The organism is Pseudalkalibacillus sp. JSM 102089, from assembly GCF_041366475.1.
Taxonomy (GTDB): domain Bacteria; phylum Bacillota; class Bacilli; order Bacillales; family Guptibacillaceae; genus Guptibacillus; species Guptibacillus hwajinpoensis_B.
Map to the genome: position 1 here is coordinate 279,195 of NZ_JBEWYW010000003.1, position 20,202 is coordinate 299,396.

Genomic DNA, 20,202 nt, shown 5'->3' on the forward strand with positions numbered 1-20,202 from the left:
CATTGTTCCTATTATATCAAATGGAAATCCAATGGAACATTACGAAATGATGCCAATTGGTGAAAGCAACGTATAAATAATAATCATCGCTACTGTCGCTGCAATACCTACAGGATACAGTAGCTTCCATGGAGACATATCCACCTGCGCATTCTCTTCAAGCACAAAGTCCTTATCACGTGGCGCAATTTTTCCAATCACGAGCATCAGAATCGTACAAGCCACAAACAAAATACCAAGAATATGCAAGAAATGAATCCCTGTATCCCAAATAAGTTGAGTTGTCGCATAGACCGATATGAAAACAAACAGGGAAACCTTCGCTGCGATCGAAGGCACGCGTTTTGTTAAATACCCAACAATGAGAATCGTAAAAATCGGCACGTTATAGAAACCGTTTACGATTTGTAAATATTGAAAGAACCCTTGAGGAACTTTATCAATCATTGGAGCGATACACATTGCAAAAATAGCGAGAATAATTCCAACGAATTTTCCTTTTCGTACAACTATTTTGTCTGGCGCTTTTGGATTAAAATAAGGTTTATAAATGTTAAGAGCAATGAGCGTCACCGATGAATTTAGAGCAGAGTTAAAAGATGATAGAATTGCACCGAACAACACTGCTGCAAAGAAGCCAACAAGCGGCTTTGGTAATACTTCATTCACTAGCATCGGATAAGCATCCGTTGGTTCAAGACCCGGTCCAAACATATTAAAGGCAATAATTCCAGGTAAAATAAGAAACACAGGTCCAAGTAGTTTTAAGAAGGCAGCAATCAAGACGCCCTTCTGACCTTCCTTCAAATTCTTAGCTGCAATCGCTCGCTGCATAATGTGCTGAGCCGTTCCCCAGTAAAATAGATTAACAAGAAGCATCCCCGTAAACATCGTTCCAAACGGAACAGGACTGTTGTTATCGCCTACCGAATTTAACTTCTCAGGAGAGTCCTCAACTATTGTGCTAAATCCTCCGAGTATTGATCCATCACCCAGTACATACAATCCGATAATTGGGATCATTAACCCACCGATTAAAAGGCCAATACCATTAATCGTATCTGATACAGCAACGGCTTTAAGACCACCGAAGATCGCATAAATTGCCCCAATAATCCCAATCGCAAAAACGGTTACATAAAGACTTGCCATTCGACCAAGTCCTAACACCTCTGGAATATTGAAAAGCCCATTTAGCGCTACCGCCCCTGAATAAAGAATAGGTGGAAGCAAGTTGAAAACATATCCAAAAAGAAAGAGAATGGTAACAATTTGTTTAGTGCCAAAATCATACCGTTCCTCTAGAAAATCCGGAATCGTCGTAATACCACCTTTAAGATACCGAGGCAATAAGAAGAAAGCGACGATCACAAGCGAGATGGCTGAACCAACTTCCCAACCCATAACCGCAATGGTGTCTGAATACCCCTGAGCATTCAAACCTATTAATTGTTCGGTTGATAGATTCGTCAGCATCAATGAGCCTGCAATGACCCATGCGCCTAGGCTTCTTCCTCCTAGAAAATATCCATCCTGTGTTGCTAAATCTTCCTTTCTCGTTACTAGGTAGGAGATTACGGCTACCATACCTGTAAAAAATAGAAATGAACCGACTGTAAATAAACTCATTGCTGCCTCTCCTTTTTGTAAGCGGAATCAAAGTGATCCGTACAGTTATGTATGCGTTTTAATGTCTGGTTAATATTCTATACTGCGTTCTGTAAGCGTTTCAACGGTAAAAAAAACAGAAAGTTATGCACTTTTTTGCTTTATTCCGTTACCGGAGCACCAAAAAACCACTGCTCTGAAGAAGGAAACAGTGGTTCGACTTAAAACAATTTAAATAGAGGTATAGTTAGTGTTAAACATTTTCTAGCTACGAAGCGTTTCAAGCTATTTTTCTAGTAATTGCGAGCACAACCTTATCCAAAATAGAGGATTTCTTTCTTAAATGGAGAAACAAACTATATATGGTGACTGTTTAATCAGAAGAGCCTATTGCCTCTGATTTGCCAGTGATGGAGGTTACAAATGAAACAATTTCTATACAAGCTAACGCTAATCCCTGAGCTATTGGAAGAAAAGAACTGGACTGACAAAGAGAACAGCATCGTATCAGAGCACTTCCACGCCCTTCAACAGCTATTGAAGAATAATAAGCTCATTATGGCTGGCAGAACGTTAAACAACGACACTTCTTCTTTTGGAATTGTCGTCATTCAGGTTTCTTCTGAAAAAGAAGCAGAAGCGCTTATGAAAAGCGATCCCGCTGTCCGAGATGGGATTATGACAGCTGAGCTCTTTCCCTACAGCGTTGCTCTTTATAATGAAGATTTCACAACAAAGCAGACGTCATCTTGACGTCTGCTAGTCCTTAAAAGTATTGCACCATATGTTCTTCGTTTAGAAATCTTCCCTGAACATAAAGAGCCTTTTCTTCAATGTAAACGGTTTTAAAGCCGTAGCTTTTGTACAGATGCTTCGCCCGTTCATTCGTAGAAACGACCGAAACGCTTAATTTAATAAGAGCATCCTGACTTTTCGCATAATCCATCACCCGGGTTAAAAGAGCTCTCCCTGCCCCTTTGCCACGATATTCTGGCGTCACGTAAACAGCAAATAAATCAGCTTTATGACGAACCTTGATGCCGCTGCCTCTGACAAAAGTGATGACACCAATTAATGTTTCTTGATCAAATGCGCCAAAAGTGGCACCTGATTCCATGTTTCTCGCTGTACTTTTAATCGGATCATCTTTTTGAATCGCCTCTTCATAGCTTGAGGCAAATGCTTCTGGATTTTTCTTTAACGCTTCTAACCGAAGTTCCCAATAAGCTTCAGCGTCATCCGCTGTTAGCTGTCTGACTTCCATCTTAAAACCTCCTTTATAGAAGAGCTTTCACAAATGCTTTACACTTCTCTGCAATTAGCTCTTTATCATGATCGAGCGTCGCTACGTGATAGCTATCTTTTAGTTCGATCACTTCTTTACTCGATGAAGCTATTTCATTATAAATCATCGTCGAATTCTCTGGCGGCACGACATGATCTTCTAGTGATTTAAAAATTAAGGCCGGCACCGATATTGTTTCAAGGCCTTTTCGTGTAATTTCTGTTAAAGCAAGAATCTCTTGAATCGACTTCGTAGGCGTTTTCTCGTATGCCAGCTCATCGACACCTTCCGCTTTAATATCTGATCCAATTGCATCAAGGAAACGTGGCTCTGTTTTTCCTCTCATTTGTTCAAGACCTGGTAAATCAATCGCAGCATTAATCGGCATGATCCCTTTCACTTCAGGATGTTTTTCAGCTAAATAAAGCGTTAGCGTGCCGCCCATCGACAGGCCTGTAATAAAGATTTCCTCACATCGTTCGTTTAACCATTGATAGCCTTCTTCAACAGACTGGATCCATTCTCCATATGTACTCTGCTCCATGTCTTCATAGTGAGTACCATGACCTTTCAATCTCGGCCCACAAACCGTATACCCTTCTGAAGCCAATTGCTCTCCAAGATAACGCATGCTTTGGGTCGAACCTGTAAAACCGTGGAGAACAAGCACACCGATGTGATTCCCAGCAAAGTAAAAAGGCTCTGCCCCTAGTAGTACGTCATATTTCGCCATATCGTATCCCTCCTAATCGTTATCATCTAGCATTCGTCACGAAAGCGCTTTATCCTTTTTTTGAAATGTGCTCTTTAAGGTTTGAGATTGGACCCAAAGTGGAACATATTACCTGGATATACTTAACAGGAGGAATGAAACATGTCACATCTCATATCATCCGAGCAAGACCCTAAACAAAAACAGTCCTTCATTCAACGTCTATTAGACCGTGGAATTTATAAATTAAAAGATAAACAGCTCTATGAATGCACAATGGAAGAACTAGAGTATTTAATAAGGAAAGTTGATCTACCTTAATTCCTCCAGAGGATGTTATCCCCTGGAGTTTTTTTATGCTTCTTTTTCTTTTGTTAACCACTCTCTCGCTAGCATTCCGTACACAATGTGATCATAGAACTGTCCATTAACGAGCTCCGCCTCCCGGACCACTGCTTCTTTCGTAAAACCTAGTCGTTCTGGAACCGCCTGGCTTTTCTTATTTCCTGAAGCAGCACGAATCTCTATCCGGTTGAGCCCGATTTCGTTAAATCCTAGATTAATCATTCCACGACACGCCTCCGTTACGATACCTTTTTTCTGAAACTTTTCGCTCAGCCAGTATCCAATCGTCGCGTACTTATGTGTTCGATTCACTTCATTAAACCCAACCGTACCAGCAAGCTCACCTTTATAAAACATGCCGAGCGTTTTCGGATATCCTCCTGTTTCACTCACGCCTTGTAATGTCCGTTGTATAAAATCACGAGAAGATTCAATATCTGTATTATAATCAACCCACGCTAACCATTCTTTCAAGTAATCTCTTGATTCATCGATTAAATGATAAAGCGCTTCGGCATCGTCTATCGTATACATTCTTAGGTAAAGATCGTCATTGATTTGATATGTAAACATGCGTCTATTCTCCTCTTTTATCACCTATGTATTGGGTTATAACGTGTGCAAAGTGATCGGCTTCTTCATCATGGGGGGTATGGCCGCTGTTTGCAAAATGATAGATTGCCCCATTTTCGACGTACTTCTTGAAAGCATCGATCTGTTCTTCGGATGTCACGGGATCATGCTCTCCTGTTAATAAGAGAGTTGGCATCGTAAGCTTTGATAGATGTGGAATGAGTGAATGAAAGATCTTTCCTTCTTCTCTTAACAAGTTATAGTGCACTTCTGATCTATCGTAAAGCTCATCCCATTTCGCCTCACTATAATAGCTATAGTCTGTAGGCTCGTTTGTATTGTAAATGTATATTTCCATTCGGTTCTCTTCAAGATAATCACTGTATTTTCCATAAAGCTCTGCTAGCTCTCGATTCTTAATATCAGAATCCTTGGCAATTTCTAAGCTCTCTGTTGCTTTCTGATGCTCCCCATATTTGTCTAAGAGCGCACTCGTTTTTTTCAACAAGCTTCTCGATGTTAACGTAAAATCAAACGTCGGACATTCAAGCAGTAAATGATCAATTGATTCAGGATAAAGACTGGCATAGAGTACACCAAGATAGCCACCAAACGAATGACCGAGCACTGACCACGATTCTAATTCAAACTGTTTCCTGATCGCTTCGCAGTCTTCGATTAAATCCATCAAGCCAAATTCTTCATCATCATTCACCGCTTCTGAACGGCAAACGCCACGCTGATCAATCGCAATCACTCTGAAATTCTCTTTCAGTCGATCCGTCTGATGGTAAGAGAAATCAAAGCAGCTCTCTCCTGGTCCACCGTGTAGATAAAGAAGAGGCGGGTTATTTTTTGAACCATGCACTTCTACATATAATGCTTTGTCTCGTATTGTCATCAGTGTTCCATTATGCACTTTGTTTCACCTCTAACTCTTTATTCTCCTTTTAATTAAGAGTATTTGCCCGCGATGACTAATTTCATCTTCCATCACGTGAAACCATTTGAAATAATGGTTGGCCTTTTCGTCCCAACCAAACGGGGTAACTTTTTCGAGCCATTTGTCGTCCTTCTTCCGCAGGTGTTCCAACGTATGAGCACGCACAAGACTGAGCTCACTCCAATAATCATCCAGATCGCGTCCGCGAATGACTGATCTTGCCTTTTCTCCAAGCTCAATCCCTGTCCCAAATTCCTCCCATTCCTCGTCATTTAACTCTCGCTCTTGAAACGTCATAATTTGAAACGCCTTTTCAACCGAAGCCATATGCTGTAGCAGCATGCCGATTGAATTGCTCTTTTCATCAAGGTGAAAATCGAGCTGTTCGGTAGTTAATCCTTTTATCGTTTCTTCCGTCGTATGCCTGGCGTAATTCATCATCGAAACCAATCTACTAACCTCAGGCATGAATCCTTCTATTCGATCAATCATACAAAGATCGTTATGCTGCACCGTTCGACACCCTCCTTTCAATTGAATCTAGCTTATCCTTATTATTATTTTCCATAGAAGTGACGAGAATTCCTCTTAAGATTCCTTACTTTTCCAGAAAAAAAGCCTCGATTCTGTGGGAGAATCGAGGCTTTTTTATGTTTGGCCAATATATCAGGAATTTGGCCAATAAACGGCGATCAGCCATCCAAAGTCCGCCCAACATCACTGCATTTCAGCGAAAACGTCTTTCACTTTGCCTGTAATATCGTGACTTGAGGCACCTTCGACCATCATCGCGACAAGTAAGTCCCTCTTGTCCGTATTATACGCGACAAACAGTCCATTTTCTGGGCCTTCTTCTTCGCCTGCCGCTTTTAACTCAGCCGTTCCTGTCTTACCAGCGAGCGAAATGCCTTTAACCACCGGATCATAAGCGGTACCCTCAGGATCAGAAACCACCTTCTCAAGATCATCGCTCACAATCGAGGCGATTTCAGGGGAAATCACTTCATATTCCTCCGCTGACTCGTCTTCTCGCGTTCGAAGCGTCGGTTTCAACATCACGCCATCATTCGCAAACGTCGTATAGGTCATCGCTAACTGATAAGGGGAAATCTGTAGCTCCCCCTGTCCATAGGCTGAGTCAGCTAAAAGAATGTCATTATCACCGAGCCCACCGTTTGAGATCGATGAGTTTTCAGTTGGGAAAGGAAGCTCAACTTCCTGACCAACCTGGAACGACTCCAATCCTTTCTGGAACTTATCTGCGCCAAGATCCAGCGCTTTACGTGCAAAATAAATATTGTCCGAATGCATAAGCGCTTCTGCAAGATTTACTTCCGGATCAGCAGGTTTTACGCGCGTCACTTTATATCCACCCCAACTTGAGTCTGGCTGCCACTTCAAACCATCAATTTTCTCAACTGCATTCGGATCTAAATCCCCATCTCGTAGTGCGATTGAAGCAGTAAGTGGCTTAATCGTCGAGCCTGGTGAATACGTTTTGTTAAACTTCGCTGAAAAAGGAAGATCCTTATTATCAGCTAACTTCGCATACTCGCCTTCGTCAAACCCAAGTGTAAAATCATTTGGATTATAGGCAGGGGAGCTTGTTAAAGCGAGCGTCTCACCCGTTGTTGGATGGAGCGCTACCGCAGTTCCCGGATCTTTTCCAAGTTCTTCAAACAACTTCTGTTGGACAGTGCCATCGATCGTAACTTGAATGTTCTCGCCATCAACCTTTTCCTTACTGGCAATCACTTTCTCAGGATCCGCTCCCTTTACTTCAATCGACCAGCCCGTTACACCATGAAGCTCGTCTTCATACACTTGCTCGAGGCCAGCCTTTCCAATGCTTTCATAGCTGGAATACCCTTTTCCTGCATACTTCTCCAGATCTTCCTTTTGCATCTGGCGAATGTAACCTGTTAAGTGCGCGGCGCTTTCACCGTAAGGATAGATTCTTTCAATTGTATTGTTTATCTGAACGCCAGTAATCTCATTTGCGTCAGCAAGTAACTCTTCTTCTGATTCCATCACGCTTTTGAGCGGAACGAACTGTGTTGGATCAGACTGTACCCAGCCCTGATTAAGCTCTTTCTCAATATCCGCTACGCTCATCTTCAACACATCACTAAGCTCATTCACAATCTTTTCTTGATCAGATTCAAGGGCTTGCGGCACAACGCCAATTTGCTTAACCGTACCATTGATCGCTAAGCCTTCCCCATTCCGATCGGTCAATTCACCACGAACTGGAACAGAAGAACTTATGGCAACCTCATCGCCTTCTTTCAATTCTTTAAAAATAAACGAAGGATTCCAGTTCACACCGTAAGATTCAGCGTCTTCCCCTTCAGTCAGGACTAGCGTTGCTTCGTTATCAAACGAGACTTCGCCAGCTAGTGTCTGCATCGACACTGAAAAAGGAAACGTCACTTCCCCTTCATCGTTTGGCTCAGGCTCTTCTTCCGGTTTCTTAAAAGTAACTTTCAAATCCTCGACTTCGACATCGCCATAAATAGATTTGTAGCGATCAACAAAGTCTTCTTCTGATATTTCTTTTTGCGTAGCAGGTGATAACTTCTTATACATGCTGCTAAATTCTTGTTTATTCCAGTCCTTAACATATGTATCGAACGCATCAACCGCTGACGGTTGATCCGAACAACCCGCAAGCAGCAATAAAAAAAGCCCCATTGCGATGAGTGATTTTAGTTTCACACTCAGCCTCCCCTTCTTTTTTCATTCATTTTCTATTATTTTCCTACTATTATAGAAGACTTTTAAACAAGAAGGAAGGGAAAAGGACTAACCTTTAAATGAGTAGGTTCGACTGCCTATCACATTTGTTTTCACTCGAAACACTCCGCCTGCATACGGAAACTGCTTTAGCTCTTCTTCACTCGTATTTGTTCTAGCGGTAGTAATGTAGAGCTCATTCCGCTCTTTTCCACCAAATACACATGATGTTACATTCAGTGCAGGAACGCTTACTTCTAGCAGTCGCTCACCGGTATCAGGATTCCATCTCGTTACCTTGGACCCACCCCAGTGGGCAATCCATAGATTCCCTTCTTCATCGCTCGTCATCCCATCCGGCATCCCTTCTCCGTCTGGAATGGTGATCACCTCAACGGGATTACGAATATCACCTGTAGAAAAATCATAATCATAGCGGACAACTTTTTTCGTTGGGGTATCAATAAAGTACATGTAGCGCGTATCAGGTGACCATGCCAAACCATTTGATGTACTCACATGATCAACTTTCTTCGTCACCTCAAGGTTTTCATCAAGGCAATAAAGCGCTCCTTCTCCTTTTAACCCTTCTAAGTGCATCGTCCCTGCCCAAAACCTGCCTGCAGGATCACACTTGCCATCATTAAATCGGTTATCTGGTAAATGACTTTCGGGATCGGTGATTGCTTCAACGCTCTCCGTAGAAAGGTTCATCGCATAAAAGCCACCGGCCATCGCCATCACAAGTCCGCCTGATTCACGTGGCGCGATTGTGCCAACCATTTGCTCCTGTTGCGTCTCAATATTGCCTGCGGTCATTGGATTGTAGGCGTGAACTTTTTTTCCTTCAATATCAACCCAATAAAGAAGCTGGCTTTGATCATCCCAGCAAGGACCTTCTCCAAGTATCGCGCGTGCATCAATCACTAGTTTTGCTTCCATTCTATGTACCTCCTAATTAGTGAATCATCTATTCTCTCTACTCTACCCCTTAATAAGAAAAGGGTCCACCTTCTATGTAGACGAAGGGAACCCATCAACTCTTTAAATTAAAAACGGATTCGTTAAATCTGCCCACTGGTATTTCTGTCCCCAGCTTTCTTTTGCGAGTGTTGTCACCCGATCAATTAATTCATCTGGAACGACTGCTAAATCGCCCATCTCATTCGGATTATAGTGATAGGCATAAACACGTGACAGGAATTGATCAAATGGAAGGCTCGCTTCCCCTTCCTCTTCACCGTGATTCCGAACCGTTGACTTAATGCCCTGCCCCCAATCTTGACCGCTATCATTGTTCGGATTATAGAAATAAACTCTCATTTCTCCTGATGAATCCGCAGCAATACGCTGGATCGAAATGGCATGCAATCCGAGTAAGTCTGCATTCGCCGTCGTAACGAAAATTCCGACCGGGTTTGGATAAATGAGCTGATGGCCTGCGTTGTAGTCTGGATGATGCGTCGCGTAAAAAAGCCTTGCAAACTGCTCATAATCTGACACGGCACCAGTAACTGGATTGATAACAGAAGAAAACTCTTTAGATATCCACTGACCGTAAAATTCTGGATTCACAAATTTATGACCATCTTCCCCACGAAAGGCACTGCGCTTCATCATTTCATCGTAAACGCGATCAAGATGCGGAACGAGTATAAGGGAAACGGCATCAAGCTCTTTATGAAGATCCGGAGCTAAACCTCCTAAGATGAGAGAAGAATTGATTTCAGCCCCTTCAAACGAAATATCAACCTCACCATCACGACACGCTCTTGCGACAAGTTCTAGTAGGAATCCAGGGTCATGCTGTGACCAAAGGCTGATTCCACGCGCAGATTGACATGTAGGATTCATCCCCTGCCCAATGCCAAGCGGTTGCCCAAGCACACTCAGTAGACCTGAAAGTAAAATTCCTACAGGCGTCACATCATCAGGATGATTCCGTGAAGCCATCAAATCCTTTTCTACTTCTGCTAGCATATCGATTTCAATGATCCTTTCAAGCCCTGGAATCACCGGAGGAGAAGATAAAACCCCACGCTCAAGCATGCGCGCAAGTCCATAGAGGGACTGAGCTGTGACAGGATAGATGGCTAGTAAAATGAGCTCTTTTACTAAAGAAAAATGCTCATTTAAATTAGCTTCACCTTTTTCAGTTAATCCAAGCGTGAGGACGAGTAGATGAGAAGCATCCTCCTCTGCAAGGGTACGAGCAAGTTGTGCGTGAATGGGAGAAACAAGACCTGTATCACGCATAACATCAGCGAACCGTTCCGCCTCTAACTCTTTCTCCATTTCAGATAACGCATTGAATTGATCGCGATAGTCCATGAAGTCTGGATAGGATTGACTCAGTTCCGTCGGAGCATGCACGCTATCAAGGTAGCGCTGAATGCTCGCGCGTCCTTCTGTGCTTAAGTCCTCTGAAGACAAGAGATTTTCAGCGTAACCGATCATTTCTTTAATTCGCTTTACCATGATCGGGCGCTGTGCGGTTAATCGATCAATTTCATCCACAAACGTAGCCGACAGCGAGCCGAGCGACATCTTTTCGGCTAGAAATTGAAAAAGGGACATGCCCCTCTTTTGTTCTTGACCCTGGTTGATTCTTGCTTCCTCCGTCTCAGCTGGGAAAATCATTTGAAGATTTAGCGCCATCACTTTGTTTAGAAAAGTGCGCGCCTGGTCGCTCGTAACATCTGGATGAGTATATTCCTCTTTCGCAATCGCAAGCATACGAAGCTCACTTAGTACTTCAAAGATCGAATAGTTTCCGTCTATTTTAAAAGATCCCCCTACTAGAGGCGGTTGTAATTTACGAGGTTCTTCCCATGGTCCACCTTCAAAAATGCCCGCCTGATCATAGTCACTAGCGAGTTGATAAAGGGATTCGAGATTATTCTGGTCAATGAGAACGGCAGCGTCTGATAATAGTTCTTCTAACACAACGGGATCCTGGCGATTTTCCTTGAATGACTGAAGAGTCCTGACAAACTTTTGCTGTTCTGAATTTGAAAATGATGTTTCCATTTCCATACATCCCCCATTATTTACAAGATAGCTATTTGTACCCCAATCCAGGAAAAGGAAACCACTTCTAAGGACCTATTTATTATCGATTAGCGAGCATTTCGCGGAATTATTAAGAATATCGCTGAATTATCACGTTTTTCGCGGAAAAAAATAAAATATCGCGGATATATTCCAGAATTCGCGGAAATAACGAGATTCACCTCTCAACAAGAAGTCTCCGATACGAAAAAGCGGTCATCTTTATCACAGATGACCGCTCTCAACATGTAACCTTTACTATTTCCCGCCCGTTTTCCACGAAGAATCAAGCTTATACACTTCCAAAGAATCAAGTGTCACTTTGCCATTCATCGCATAGATCTCAAAACCATCACTATCCTCAGGTGGGAAGATCCGATTTGTCATTACGCGCTTTCCATCGTTCGCAAACAATTCAACGGAAGAGCGATCAACAAAAAGATGGAGCTTCACTTTGCCATCTTCCGTTGGTTCTAGCGGTGCTCGATACACGCCAGGAAACTGTTCATGAAATCCTGTATCGCCACTATTTTGCCGATCAACAAACGCGAGATTATTCTTGGAGTCATAACCGACAATCGTTTCCTCTTCATCTCCCTTTCGAACGCGGAAACCGAATTCACCTGACGTGTCTAAATCAAATTCAGCGATCACCTCATACGTATCTGCTCCAAAATGATCGAGAGGAACCCTTCCTTCAATTTCCTCATTAGATAAATCCACTAGTTTCTCAGAACGGTTTGATTCAACGTCACCCGCTGGCTCTTGAATAAGACGCGTTTCACCATTCACATCTTTCAATGAAACTTCACGAGGAAGTGACATCGCACCTTTCCATGGATCCGTTGGCAAATCAGACGCATACATCCAATTGCTCATCCACGCCATCCAAATCGGATTGCCTTCATGATTGCTGAAGGCTTGAGCCGCATAGAAATCAGTTCCATAATCGACCCAGTTAATGTCTTCTTTTGCACCTTCTCTCGTGAACGTCTCTCCATCGAAATCACCGATAAAATACTGTCCACCGGATCCGCCGGCGATGCTGCCTGGATTCATATCCACCTGTAGCACCCATTTTTCATTCGACGAATCGCCATCGACAGGTAGTTTAAATAGCTCTGGCGTTTCCCAAACGCCACCCTGCGCTCCCTGATCGACACCAAATTCACTAAGCTGCTGCCAATCGATCAAATTATCCGAACCGTAAAAGATAACTTTATCTCCAGCAGCGAGAAGCATAATCCACTTTTCAGACTCCTCGTGCCAGATCACTTTTGGATCTCGAAAATCTTTGATTCCTGGATTTGGAAGTATAGGGTTACCACCGTACTTTTTCCATGTATCGCCACCATCTTCACTATAAGCAAGCGCCTGGGTTTGTTCTTCTCCAGCGATTGTATAGAACGCTACGAGACCCCCTTTTCCTTCTTCAAAAAGACCGCTCGTATTGTTCTCGTCATAGACAGCACCACCTGAGAAAATCATCCCCTGATCATCCGCCTTTAGCGCCATTGGCTTCTCTTCCCAATGATACAAATCGCTACTAACCGCATGGCCCCAGCCCATGTTGCCAAATTCATTTCCAGAAGGATTATGTTGATAAAATAAATGGTATTGTTCTTCAAAAAAGACCATTCCATTTGGATCATTCATCCAGTTTTGCATCGGCGTATAGTGAAATTGGGGTCGATACGATTGATTGTAGTCTTCTAGGATCCCCGCATCTTTTACTTCATCTTGTCTAGAAGATTCATTGTTTTCATTCAAGTTCATCATGAGTATAATCATGCCGATTACTAAAATAGCTCCGACAGCTAGCGACCATTTTCTCATCGTATCAAGCTCTCCTGTCCATCGTGTTTACGAATAAGGTATCTCTGAATAAAAAAGTAACTGCCGAAGTGTGTCCCCCGACAGTTACCATAAAAGATTATTTAAATACGCCAGCATCCATTTCTTTCACAATCTTCGTTTCATCATTATGAATGGAAAGTTTAAGAGATGGTGCTAGTGTGCCACCAAAGTGGTCAAATTGGTACTGCTCTGATTGCGCTCCAAGTTCATCGATCGTTAAGCCATTTAGATCATAGAAGTTCGCAAAGCTAACTACTGTGCCATTCGGCATAACCATCCATGAATATGTTTGATATGGTTCATTCTCTGGATTCGCTACAACAAGACCACTACCGTTAAGAGGTTCATAGTCTGCTGTTAGGGAGTTCGATACGAAGCCATAGAGACCATCTGGACCATTCGTTCCAGGAGCGAATTTGTTCTTGTGGGTATCAGTGAAAAGGTAATAGTTATTCCCTTTTGTCACGATATGCGGACGCTCAAGTTCCTGATTCAGGCTGTTCGCTTCCATCAACGGAGGCATGATTTCAAACTCAGTGTAGTCATCGTTCTCTGCTTTGGCGATCCCAATGCTACCGTTAAAGAGCTTTGATACTTCTGGTACTTCATCTACAGTAGCGAAGTCTTCAGAACCGATGTGCTCTTGTTCAACAGAACGTTCTGCAGGTGTACCACCAGAATTCCCTTCAAACAAAATGTAATCTTCACCTGTTTTAGGATCTTCGAAGAACCACGGATCGCGGAATGCATAAGCGATGTCTCCCTGCTTACTTTGTTCCATTGTCTGGTAGTATTCGCCATCCGGCTCAAGAATAACTTCATGATCAGACCAGTTTGTAAATTCGACTCCTTTTTTCGATGCACCCACATCAGCAGAAGCTTTTACAAGACGCTGTTCATAAGTCAATTGCTCTTCCCCTTTACGACCTGTTGCCGTATAGAAGAAATTGATTTCGCCGTCTTCAATCATGGCAGAACCTGCCCATTGACGTGAACCTAGTGCCTGTTCTTCATTGAAAACCGTTCCACCAAGCTCCCAGTCCTTACCGTTCTTTGAAACGAAATAGCGGATTTCAGCGATATCATGACGCTTACCAGGCAATACATCACTTGGTGCTGTCAGTGAGAAGATCACTTTATATCCGTTCACAGTTGCGATGGAGCCATCCTTTTTTCGAAGAGGCCACGTATCCCAGATATGATAATCTGGCGCAATTTGCTCAAGATCTTTTGTATTAATTTCAGGTGCTGTATTATCCTTGTTTTGCACAATCTTTGCTGCATCTTCTCTTGTCCAGTTCGACGTTTCGCTCTCAGCCGCAAAGCCTGTTGCCGGAGCAAAGCTTGAAAACAGGGTAGCGAATCCGAGTACGGAAGTCGCTACTGTTTTTGAAAACTTATTCATGTTTGTAAGTCTCCTTTAGTCTGGTTTCCCAGTTTTAGTGTGATGGCATGATTTGCCCTGGCTTAAGTGCGCCGTTTACTTTTGTTTCGTTACCATGGATCGAAAGTTTAAGCGTTGGTGCAAATGTACCGCCATATTGAAGCTCACCATTTTCATCACGATACTCATTGACAAAGCTAATAACTGTACCGTTCGGCATAACTGCATGAGAGTATGTCATGAAAGGGTCATCTTCAGGATTTGCTACAACAAGACCATTGCCGTTAAGTGGCTCGTAGTCACCGCGAAGAGAATCATTCGTAAAGCCATAAAGACCATCTGGACCAGTTAATCCAGGAGCAAATGTAAATTTATGTGTGATTGTAAAGAGATAGTACTCTCCACCTTTAACAAGAAGGTGTGGACGCTCAAGCTGCTGGTTAACACCGTTTGATTCAAGTAGTGGTGGAAGCAATTCAAAGTCTGTTAGATCTTCATTCTGTGCTTCAGCAATCCCAACGTTCCCGTTGTAATCTTCAGCGCCAGCTGGTACATCGTGCGTTTCACGGAAATCAGCATCACCAATGTTTTCTGGGTCTAGTGATTTGTCGTCTCCAGCTGTATTTCCTTCAAAGATTAAGTATTCTTTTCCTGTCTTAGGATCCTGGAAGAACCATGGGTCACGGAATGAATAAATGATATTACCAGTTTTTTGTTCTTGCGTTTCATAGTACTCACCGTCTGCTTCAGCAAGGATTTCGTGCTCACCAAAGTTGCTTAGCTCAACAGATTTGGATTTTTTATCTGCTTCGATATCAAAGGTTGTTTTCGCAAGACGTTGTTCAAATGTAGTTTGCTCTTCACCTTTACGACCTGAAGCTGTATAGAAAAGATGTACCTTACCATCATCATCCATCATCGCTGAACCAGCCCATTGACGAGAACCTAGGGCATCTTCGGAATCATAAGCGAGCCCGCCCATTTTCCAATCTTTCCCGTTCTTCGAGTAGAAGTAGCGAATTTGAGCTTCGTCATGTCGGCCACCCCATGTATATTCTCTAGATGCCGTAAGGGCAAAAACAACCTGATAACCTTTTACTTGAGCAATTGATCCATCACGGTTACGTAGCGGCCATGTATCCCAAACCCAATAGTCTGGAGCCACTTCCTCTACGTTGTCAATGTTAGGTGCAGTGTTATCTTTTGATAAGTCATAGTCTTGCGCATCTTGACGTGACCATACAGCTGTTTCAGCTTCATTTTCAGCTGCATTCGTTGTTAATGGCGTACCTGCAAATCCACTTACTAGCATAATTGTCGATAGTGCAATCCCCTTAAATACAGAAGACTTTTTCACGTTCCCCATCTGCCACACTCCTCAAAATATTAGTTGATTGTTTCGTTCGCCATAACTGTATGGAAAATATGTGAACACGTCAATAAGCTCGAAAAGTCACATTTCATACACAACTTTTGATACGTAAACCCTAATCCCTCAGAAAAGAAAGCGGTTTGCAATCGTAAATTAAAAAGGTTTCCAAACCGAAAATAAATAGTTCTTTCTTATCAGGAATCGATTCCACATGGAGGTATTTAGACTCATTCAATATGACAACTGATTAATATGAATGTAATATTCTTAATCTTATAATCAAGCCAACGTTATCATTTTACCTTTTTTATCCATTGTTATAATACACCCTGATGTGCAAATAAGCCACACTCGACTATAATAAGGACAACATAATAGAGGAGGAAAACCTATATGCAAAAAACCATCGAACAACATAAAAATACGTTCCTTAATGAACTAGAAGAGTTTCTAAAAATCCAAAGCATTTCAGCCTTGCCAGCCCATAAGTCAGACGTCCAAAAAGGGGCTAAGTGGGTCGCCAGTTCTTTAGAAAAAGCTGGTATGGAAAACATTGAAGTCATCGAAACAGACGGCCATCCGATCGTTTACGCCGACTGGCTTCATGCGGAAGGTCAACCGACGATTCTTATCTATGGCCATTATGATGTACAGCCCGCTGACCCACTCGATCTTTGGGAAACACCGCCATTTGAACCCGTTATTCGTGATAATAAGATCTATGCTCGCGGTGCAACAGATGACAAAGGACAGCTGTTTATTCATATCAAAGCGATGCAACTGTTGATGCAAGAAGATGGCAGGCTACCCGTCAATGTGAAGTTCTGTATAGAAGGTGAGGAAGAAATCGCAAGTCCACATCTTGGACCTTTTATTGAAGAAAACACTAATAAGCTCGCTGCTGACGCTGTTGTGATTTCAGATACTTCTTTTATAAAAGAAGGATTACCTGCCATTTGTACGTCTCTCCGCGGCGCCCTTGCGATGGAGGTGAAGGTAAAAACAGCGAATACTGATCTCCATTCAGGAGTTTATGGTGGCGGTGTTCCAAACGCGGTTCATTCCCTAGTTCGGCTACTCGATAGTCTTCATAACGAAGATGGATCCATTGCTGTAGATGGATTTTACGAAGGGGTACCAGAACTAACAGAAAAATTAAAAGAAGAGATTGCTCGTATTCCATCTGATGATGAAGCGATGAAGCAAGAGCTCGGACTAACTTCTTTATTTGGTGAGAAAGGATTCACCTTCAAGGAACGGACAGGCATTCGGCCGACGCTCGAATTGAATGGCATTTCAGGTGGCTACCAGGGTGATGGGATTAAGACGATTGTTCCATCAGAAGCAACTGGTAAAATTAGCTGTCGTCTCGTTGGTGATCAGGATCCCCAACATATCTATGATTTAATCGAAAAACACCTACTCGAGCATCAACCTGCTGGTACTACGATGACCGTAAATCAATTTATTCAAGCACGTCCAGTGTCGCTTGATTCAAATGATCCGATGATTCAAAAAGCGGCAGATGCTTATGAAAAAGTATACGGCGAGCGCGCTCTCTTCCCTAAAGAAGGTGGATCAATTCCAATCGTAGAAGTGTTCGCTCGCGTTCTCGAAGCACCCGTCGTCCTTATGGGCTTCGGCTTACCATCAGAAAACTTGCATGCTCCAAATGAACATTTTCACATTGAAAATTTCACAAAAGGAATTGAAACGGTTTGTACCTACTTCAAATCACTGTAGTTCCTAAAAAGACGAGAGGCGGCTCAATTGCGAGCCGCCTCTCTTCATTTAGAACGTGAGATAACCTTTTATGACCCTTTTTCCACTCGAAGGTTGCTCCAACCATTTCATACGCTGAAGCTTTTCATCCAATCTTGCGGCAATCTTCCATTCAATCCGATGCATCATTGTTCTCGCCTTATAAGCTGAGATATCAAACTGATTCGCTGCTTCATGATAAGGGGAATACTTTTTCAGAAGGTTAAGGTATTGATCTGGTGTAGCCGCTGATTGTATTAATCTTACTTCCAGTTCATCGATGAACTGATAGAGGGCTTTCTCCTTCTCAGGAAGCTTCGCCACGATATCACGAACGAGCATCTTCAACAAATGTTCATTGCACTCCATATCTTCCCCTACCCTTTTACCAGCTTGACTTCTTTACCCCAGGGATCTGCCCCTTATGAGCATATTCACGAAACGCAATTCTAGACATTTTAAATTTCCTTAAATATCCCTTAGGACGACCAGTCACTTCACACCGATTATTCAAGCGTGTTGGTGATGAATCACGTGGGAGCTTTCGTAACGCTTCAAAATCTCCTTTTGCCTTCAACTCTTGCCTTAGCTCAGCATACTTCATGACGATCTCCTGGCGCTTTTGTTCTTTTACTACCTTCGACTTCTTAGCCAACCTAATTCATCCCTTCATCTATTCTAATTTATGCTATTCGTTTTGGCACCGTGCATAGGGTACTTATCCACAACCTATACCGATAGCTTGCTTTTTACAAATCGTAAACGTTACGGTTTGTATTATATGCTTGTATTCGTTATAACGCAAGGGATGAAACTCCGCATCAAATGCGTCCTAATGAATAATAAAAAAGCCCAACTTCATTTCCAGTTGAGCCCTTTCTTTGTCATCACTACATATTAATCTTGTTTTCTTTTACTTCTCCCCATATGTAAAGCAAGCTTATTAATAAATCCAAGAATAAGACCAACTCCTGTGAACAAATAAATGATCGTGAAAATTTTCCCGAAATCGGTTTGTGGACTAAAATCCCCAAACCCTACAGTTGTTAGCGTGACAACACTAAAGTAAAGCGAATCTAACACGGACCAACTTTCAACAGTGTGATAGAAAATCGTTCCAGAGACGAGTGTAATCGTCGTAAGAAAGAAGAGAACTTGAAATTCTTTATCCTTAATCGCTTTCCATAATGCTGACAACATCCTCTTTAAAGTAAGAAGAAATGATATCATCTTGACCTCCTTCTGTTTCGTTGATAAAATCGAATGTTTTTCCCTCACATCGTTCAACTACATACAATAGATTATTCTAGCATAACAACAAAAACCTGACGGATCGCCGCCAGGCTCTGTCCTTTTCCCTCTATTCACTCAATCAGGTAAGATCGCTACATTTTCGAATGGCAACGTCATCGTGATTCCGCCATACGTAAAAGTGCTTTCTCCTTCTCTCTTGTAAGTCCAGCTTTTAGTGGGGTCTCGTCATTTCGAATGGGTAGCCAATTTAAAACATCGTGAATCGTTTCTTCAAGAGGGCGAAGGCTCAATCCTTCACGAAGCGCCCGATCAACATTCGTCTCAGCTGCACTCATTGATTCAGGAAGCCAGAGCGGTAATTCCGTCCACGGCGCTATTTCATTTTCAAGAAGAAATTCTTCGTTTACCCAACGAAAAACCGCATTACTTCCACTCGCCTTTTTACATGAGGCAAGCACTTCCCCCATTGTACTCATTCTTTCTCTCCCGGTCACATTGTACGCGCCCGCAACCCTTTGTTCCGTCATTCGCAATACCCAATCAGCAAGATCTCGCACATCTATGAATTGTACTGGACGCTCAGGATTTCCTGGCGCTAGAACTTCACCACCCTCGTGAATTCGCTTAACCCAGTAAGTAAAACGATCTGAATAATCGTACGGCCCTACAACGAGTCCAGGTCGAATATGAAGAACCCGACCATTCAAATTCTTTTCTGCAACAGCTTCACACTTCGCTTTTAGTGCACCATAATGCTCGTTGTAAATCGGTCCAGCTGTTCCTGCTGTGATACGTTCCGCTTCCGTATCTGAGATTTCCTGAAGAGGCGAACTTTCTGTACATGGCTTTTCTCCGAAATCTTGATAAGCTGAAACACTCGATATATATGTATAATGATTAACCCTATCTTGTAAAAGCTTCGTCGATTTATTCACTGTTCTCGGAATAAACCCTGACGTATCAATTACAGCATCCCACTTTCTTCCCGCTAAACTGGATAAATCTCCATCACGATCTCCGATAATCGTTTCAACTTCCGAAAATTGTTGCTTATTAGTCCCTCTATTAAATAGCGTAACCGTATGTCCCTTCTCTAAAGCTCTCTCTGTTACATATCTTCCAATAAAACGTGTTCCACCAAGGATTAATAGTTCCATTCTCATTCCCCCTTATTTTGGTAATTACATTAATCAAAAATCCCTCCTCCTCGCTCTTTAGTCGTTAAGAAAACACTTCGCCTTAACATCCCAATCTCCTGTATGGAAATTTATTAGATCTTATAGGGAATGCTGTGGAATATGTCTAATTATTAGGGTACAGG

Annotated in this window: 19 protein-coding genes; 3 read left to right on the top strand and 16 right to left on the bottom strand. The window is 42.5% G+C overall.

The features are described from left to right. Positions 1–39: 39 nt before the first annotated feature. Positions 40–1,629, bottom strand: coding sequence for a solute:sodium symporter family transporter (locus ABVF21_RS09715; protein WP_303530198.1), 1,590 nt, complete (start codon positions 1,627–1,629; stop codon positions 40–42). Between the two features lie 402 nt (positions 1,630–2,031). On the opposite strand from ABVF21_RS09715, the gene ABVF21_RS09720 reads away from it, so the two are divergent. Continuing rightward, complete coding sequence (locus ABVF21_RS09720; protein ID WP_303530201.1) at positions 2,032–2,361, top strand: YciI family protein; 330 nt, start codon at positions 2,032–2,034, stop codon at positions 2,359–2,361. Between the two features lie 13 nt (positions 2,362–2,374). Here the strand turns inward: ABVF21_RS09720 and ABVF21_RS09725 are convergent, their stop codons facing one another. Beyond that, complete coding sequence (locus ABVF21_RS09725) at positions 2,375–2,872, bottom strand: GNAT family N-acetyltransferase (protein WP_303530202.1); 498 nt, start codon at positions 2,870–2,872, stop codon at positions 2,375–2,377. A gap of 13 nt (positions 2,873–2,885) precedes the next feature. Further along, entirely contained in the window at positions 2,886–3,626 is a 741-nt protein-coding gene (locus tag ABVF21_RS09730) for an alpha/beta hydrolase (protein WP_371018125.1), read from the bottom strand. Between the two features lie 141 nt (positions 3,627–3,767). On the opposite strand from ABVF21_RS09730, the gene ABVF21_RS09735 reads away from it, so the two are divergent. Then, positions 3,768–3,926 (top strand): Fur-regulated basic protein FbpA, encoded by a 159-nt coding sequence (locus ABVF21_RS09735; RefSeq protein ID WP_303530205.1) that lies wholly within the window; start codon positions 3,768–3,770, stop codon positions 3,924–3,926. A gap of 33 nt (positions 3,927–3,959) precedes the next feature. On the opposite strand, the gene ABVF21_RS09740 is transcribed toward ABVF21_RS09735, so the two are convergent. From ABVF21_RS09740 to ABVF21_RS09780, 9 genes are all read right to left on the bottom strand, one after another. After that, positions 3,960–4,523, bottom strand: a complete 564-nt coding sequence (locus ABVF21_RS09740) for a GNAT family N-acetyltransferase (RefSeq protein WP_303530207.1) — start codon at positions 4,521–4,523, stop codon at positions 3,960–3,962. Positions 4,524–4,527: 4 nt separating this feature from the next. After that, positions 4,528–5,424 carry an alpha/beta fold hydrolase gene (locus ABVF21_RS09745; protein ID WP_371018194.1) on the bottom strand — a complete coding sequence of 299 codons (897 nt, stop codon included), beginning with the start codon at positions 5,422–5,424 and terminating at the stop codon, positions 4,528–4,530. Between the two features lie 30 nt (positions 5,425–5,454). Then, positions 5,455–5,958: a DinB family protein gene (locus tag ABVF21_RS09750; protein WP_371018195.1), complete on the bottom strand. Its 504-nt coding sequence runs from the start codon at positions 5,956–5,958 to the stop codon at positions 5,455–5,457. A 225-nt stretch (positions 5,959–6,183) separates the two neighbouring features. Then, positions 6,184–8,184 (bottom strand): penicillin-binding transpeptidase domain-containing protein, encoded by a 2,001-nt coding sequence (locus ABVF21_RS09755; protein ID WP_371018126.1) that lies wholly within the window; start codon positions 8,182–8,184, stop codon positions 6,184–6,186. Between the two features lie 87 nt (positions 8,185–8,271). Further along, complete coding sequence (locus ABVF21_RS09760; RefSeq protein ID WP_303530210.1) at positions 8,272–9,144, bottom strand: SMP-30/gluconolactonase/LRE family protein; 873 nt, start codon at positions 9,142–9,144, stop codon at positions 8,272–8,274. Positions 9,145–9,246: 102 nt separating this feature from the next. Then, on the bottom strand, positions 9,247–11,232 hold the full coding sequence (locus tag ABVF21_RS09765) for a hypothetical protein (protein WP_371018127.1): 1,986 nt from the start codon (positions 11,230–11,232) through the stop codon (positions 9,247–9,249). A gap of 279 nt (positions 11,233–11,511) precedes the next feature. After that, entirely contained in the window at positions 11,512–13,089 is a 1,578-nt protein-coding gene (locus ABVF21_RS09770) for a glycoside hydrolase family 32 protein (RefSeq protein WP_371018128.1), read from the bottom strand. A gap of 97 nt (positions 13,090–13,186) precedes the next feature. Next, complete coding sequence (locus tag ABVF21_RS09775) at positions 13,187–14,515, bottom strand: glycoside hydrolase family 68 protein (protein WP_303530214.1); 1,329 nt, start codon at positions 14,513–14,515, stop codon at positions 13,187–13,189. A 34-nt stretch (positions 14,516–14,549) separates the two neighbouring features. After that, the gene (locus tag ABVF21_RS09780) at positions 14,550–15,860 is read right to left on the bottom strand and encodes a glycoside hydrolase family 68 protein (protein WP_371018129.1); all 1,311 of its coding nucleotides are present in this window, start codon (positions 15,858–15,860) and stop codon (positions 14,550–14,552) included. Positions 15,861–16,259: 399 nt separating this feature from the next. Here ABVF21_RS09780 and ABVF21_RS09785 point away from each other — a divergent pair, with 399 nt between their 5' ends. Beyond that, entirely contained in the window at positions 16,260–17,609 is a 1,350-nt protein-coding gene (locus ABVF21_RS09785; protein WP_303530218.1) for a dipeptidase, read from the top strand. Positions 17,610–17,657: 48 nt separating this feature from the next. Here ABVF21_RS09785 and ABVF21_RS09790 read toward each other — a convergent pair whose 3' ends face one another. From ABVF21_RS09790 to ABVF21_RS09805, 4 genes are all read right to left on the bottom strand, one after another. Beyond that, on the bottom strand, positions 17,658–17,996 hold the full coding sequence (locus tag ABVF21_RS09790; protein ID WP_226616228.1) for a hypothetical protein: 339 nt from the start codon (positions 17,994–17,996) through the stop codon (positions 17,658–17,660). A gap of 16 nt (positions 17,997–18,012) precedes the next feature. Next, complete coding sequence (gene rpsN / locus ABVF21_RS09795; RefSeq protein ID WP_303530219.1) at positions 18,013–18,282, bottom strand: 30S ribosomal protein S14; 270 nt, start codon at positions 18,280–18,282, stop codon at positions 18,013–18,015. Positions 18,283–18,524: 242 nt separating this feature from the next. Then, positions 18,525–18,857: a potassium channel family protein gene (locus tag ABVF21_RS09800; protein WP_194220467.1), complete on the bottom strand. Its 333-nt coding sequence runs from the start codon at positions 18,855–18,857 to the stop codon at positions 18,525–18,527. Positions 18,858–19,033: 176 nt separating this feature from the next. Further along, the gene (locus ABVF21_RS09805) at positions 19,034–20,038 is read right to left on the bottom strand and encodes an SDR family oxidoreductase (RefSeq protein ID WP_371018130.1); all 1,005 of its coding nucleotides are present in this window, start codon (positions 20,036–20,038) and stop codon (positions 19,034–19,036) included. Between the last annotated feature and the right edge of the window lie 164 nt (positions 20,039–20,202).

Excerpts from the sequence above, each read along its gene's own strand:
- ABVF21_RS09800 (WP_194220467.1), bottom strand. The coding sequence starts at position 18,857 with ATGATATCATTTCTTCTTACTTTAAAGAGGATGTTGTCAGCATTATGG.
- ABVF21_RS09775 (WP_303530214.1), bottom strand. The coding sequence starts at position 14,515 with ATGAATAAGTTTTCAAAAACAGTAGCGACTTCCGTACTCGGATTCGCT.
- ABVF21_RS09765 (WP_371018127.1), bottom strand. The coding sequence starts at position 11,232 with ATGGAAACATCATTTTCAAATTCAGAACAGCAAAAGTTTGTCAGGACT.
- ABVF21_RS09760 (WP_303530210.1), bottom strand. The coding sequence starts at position 9,144 with ATGGAAGCAAAACTAGTGATTGATGCACGCGCGATACTTGGAGAAGGT.
- ABVF21_RS09780 (WP_371018129.1), bottom strand. The coding sequence starts at position 15,860 with ATGGGGAACGTGAAAAAGTCTTCTGTATTTAAGGGGATTGCACTATCG.
- ABVF21_RS09725 (WP_303530202.1), bottom strand. The coding sequence starts at position 2,872 with ATGGAAGTCAGACAGCTAACAGCGGATGACGCTGAAGCTTATTGGGAA.
- ABVF21_RS09750 (WP_371018195.1), bottom strand. The coding sequence starts at position 5,958 with ATGATTGATCGAATAGAAGGATTCATGCCTGAGGTTAGTAGATTGGTT.
- ABVF21_RS09715 (WP_303530198.1), bottom strand. The coding sequence starts at position 1,629 with ATGAGTTTATTTACAGTCGGTTCATTTCTATTTTTTACAGGTATGGTA.
- ABVF21_RS09805 (WP_371018130.1), bottom strand. The coding sequence starts at position 20,038 with ATGGAACTATTAATCCTTGGTGGAACACGTTTTATTGGAAGATATGTA.
- ABVF21_RS09735 (WP_303530205.1), top strand. The coding sequence starts at position 3,768 with ATGTCACATCTCATATCATCCGAGCAAGACCCTAAACAAAAACAGTCC.
- ABVF21_RS09730 (WP_371018125.1), bottom strand. The coding sequence starts at position 3,626 with ATGGCGAAATATGACGTACTACTAGGGGCAGAGCCTTTTTACTTTGCT.
- ABVF21_RS09745 (WP_371018194.1), bottom strand. The coding sequence starts at position 5,424 with ATGACAATACGAGACAAAGCATTATATGTAGAAGTGCATGGTTCAAAA.
- ABVF21_RS09770 (WP_371018128.1), bottom strand. The coding sequence starts at position 13,089 with ATGAGAAAATGGTCGCTAGCTGTCGGAGCTATTTTAGTAATCGGCATG.
- ABVF21_RS09785 (WP_303530218.1), top strand. The coding sequence starts at position 16,260 with ATGCAAAAAACCATCGAACAACATAAAAATACGTTCCTTAATGAACTA.
- ABVF21_RS09740 (WP_303530207.1), bottom strand. The coding sequence starts at position 4,523 with ATGTTTACATATCAAATCAATGACGATCTTTACCTAAGAATGTATACG.
- ABVF21_RS09720 (WP_303530201.1), top strand. The coding sequence starts at position 2,032 with ATGAAACAATTTCTATACAAGCTAACGCTAATCCCTGAGCTATTGGAA.
- ABVF21_RS09790 (WP_226616228.1), bottom strand. The coding sequence starts at position 17,996 with ATGGAGTGCAATGAACATTTGTTGAAGATGCTCGTTCGTGATATCGTG.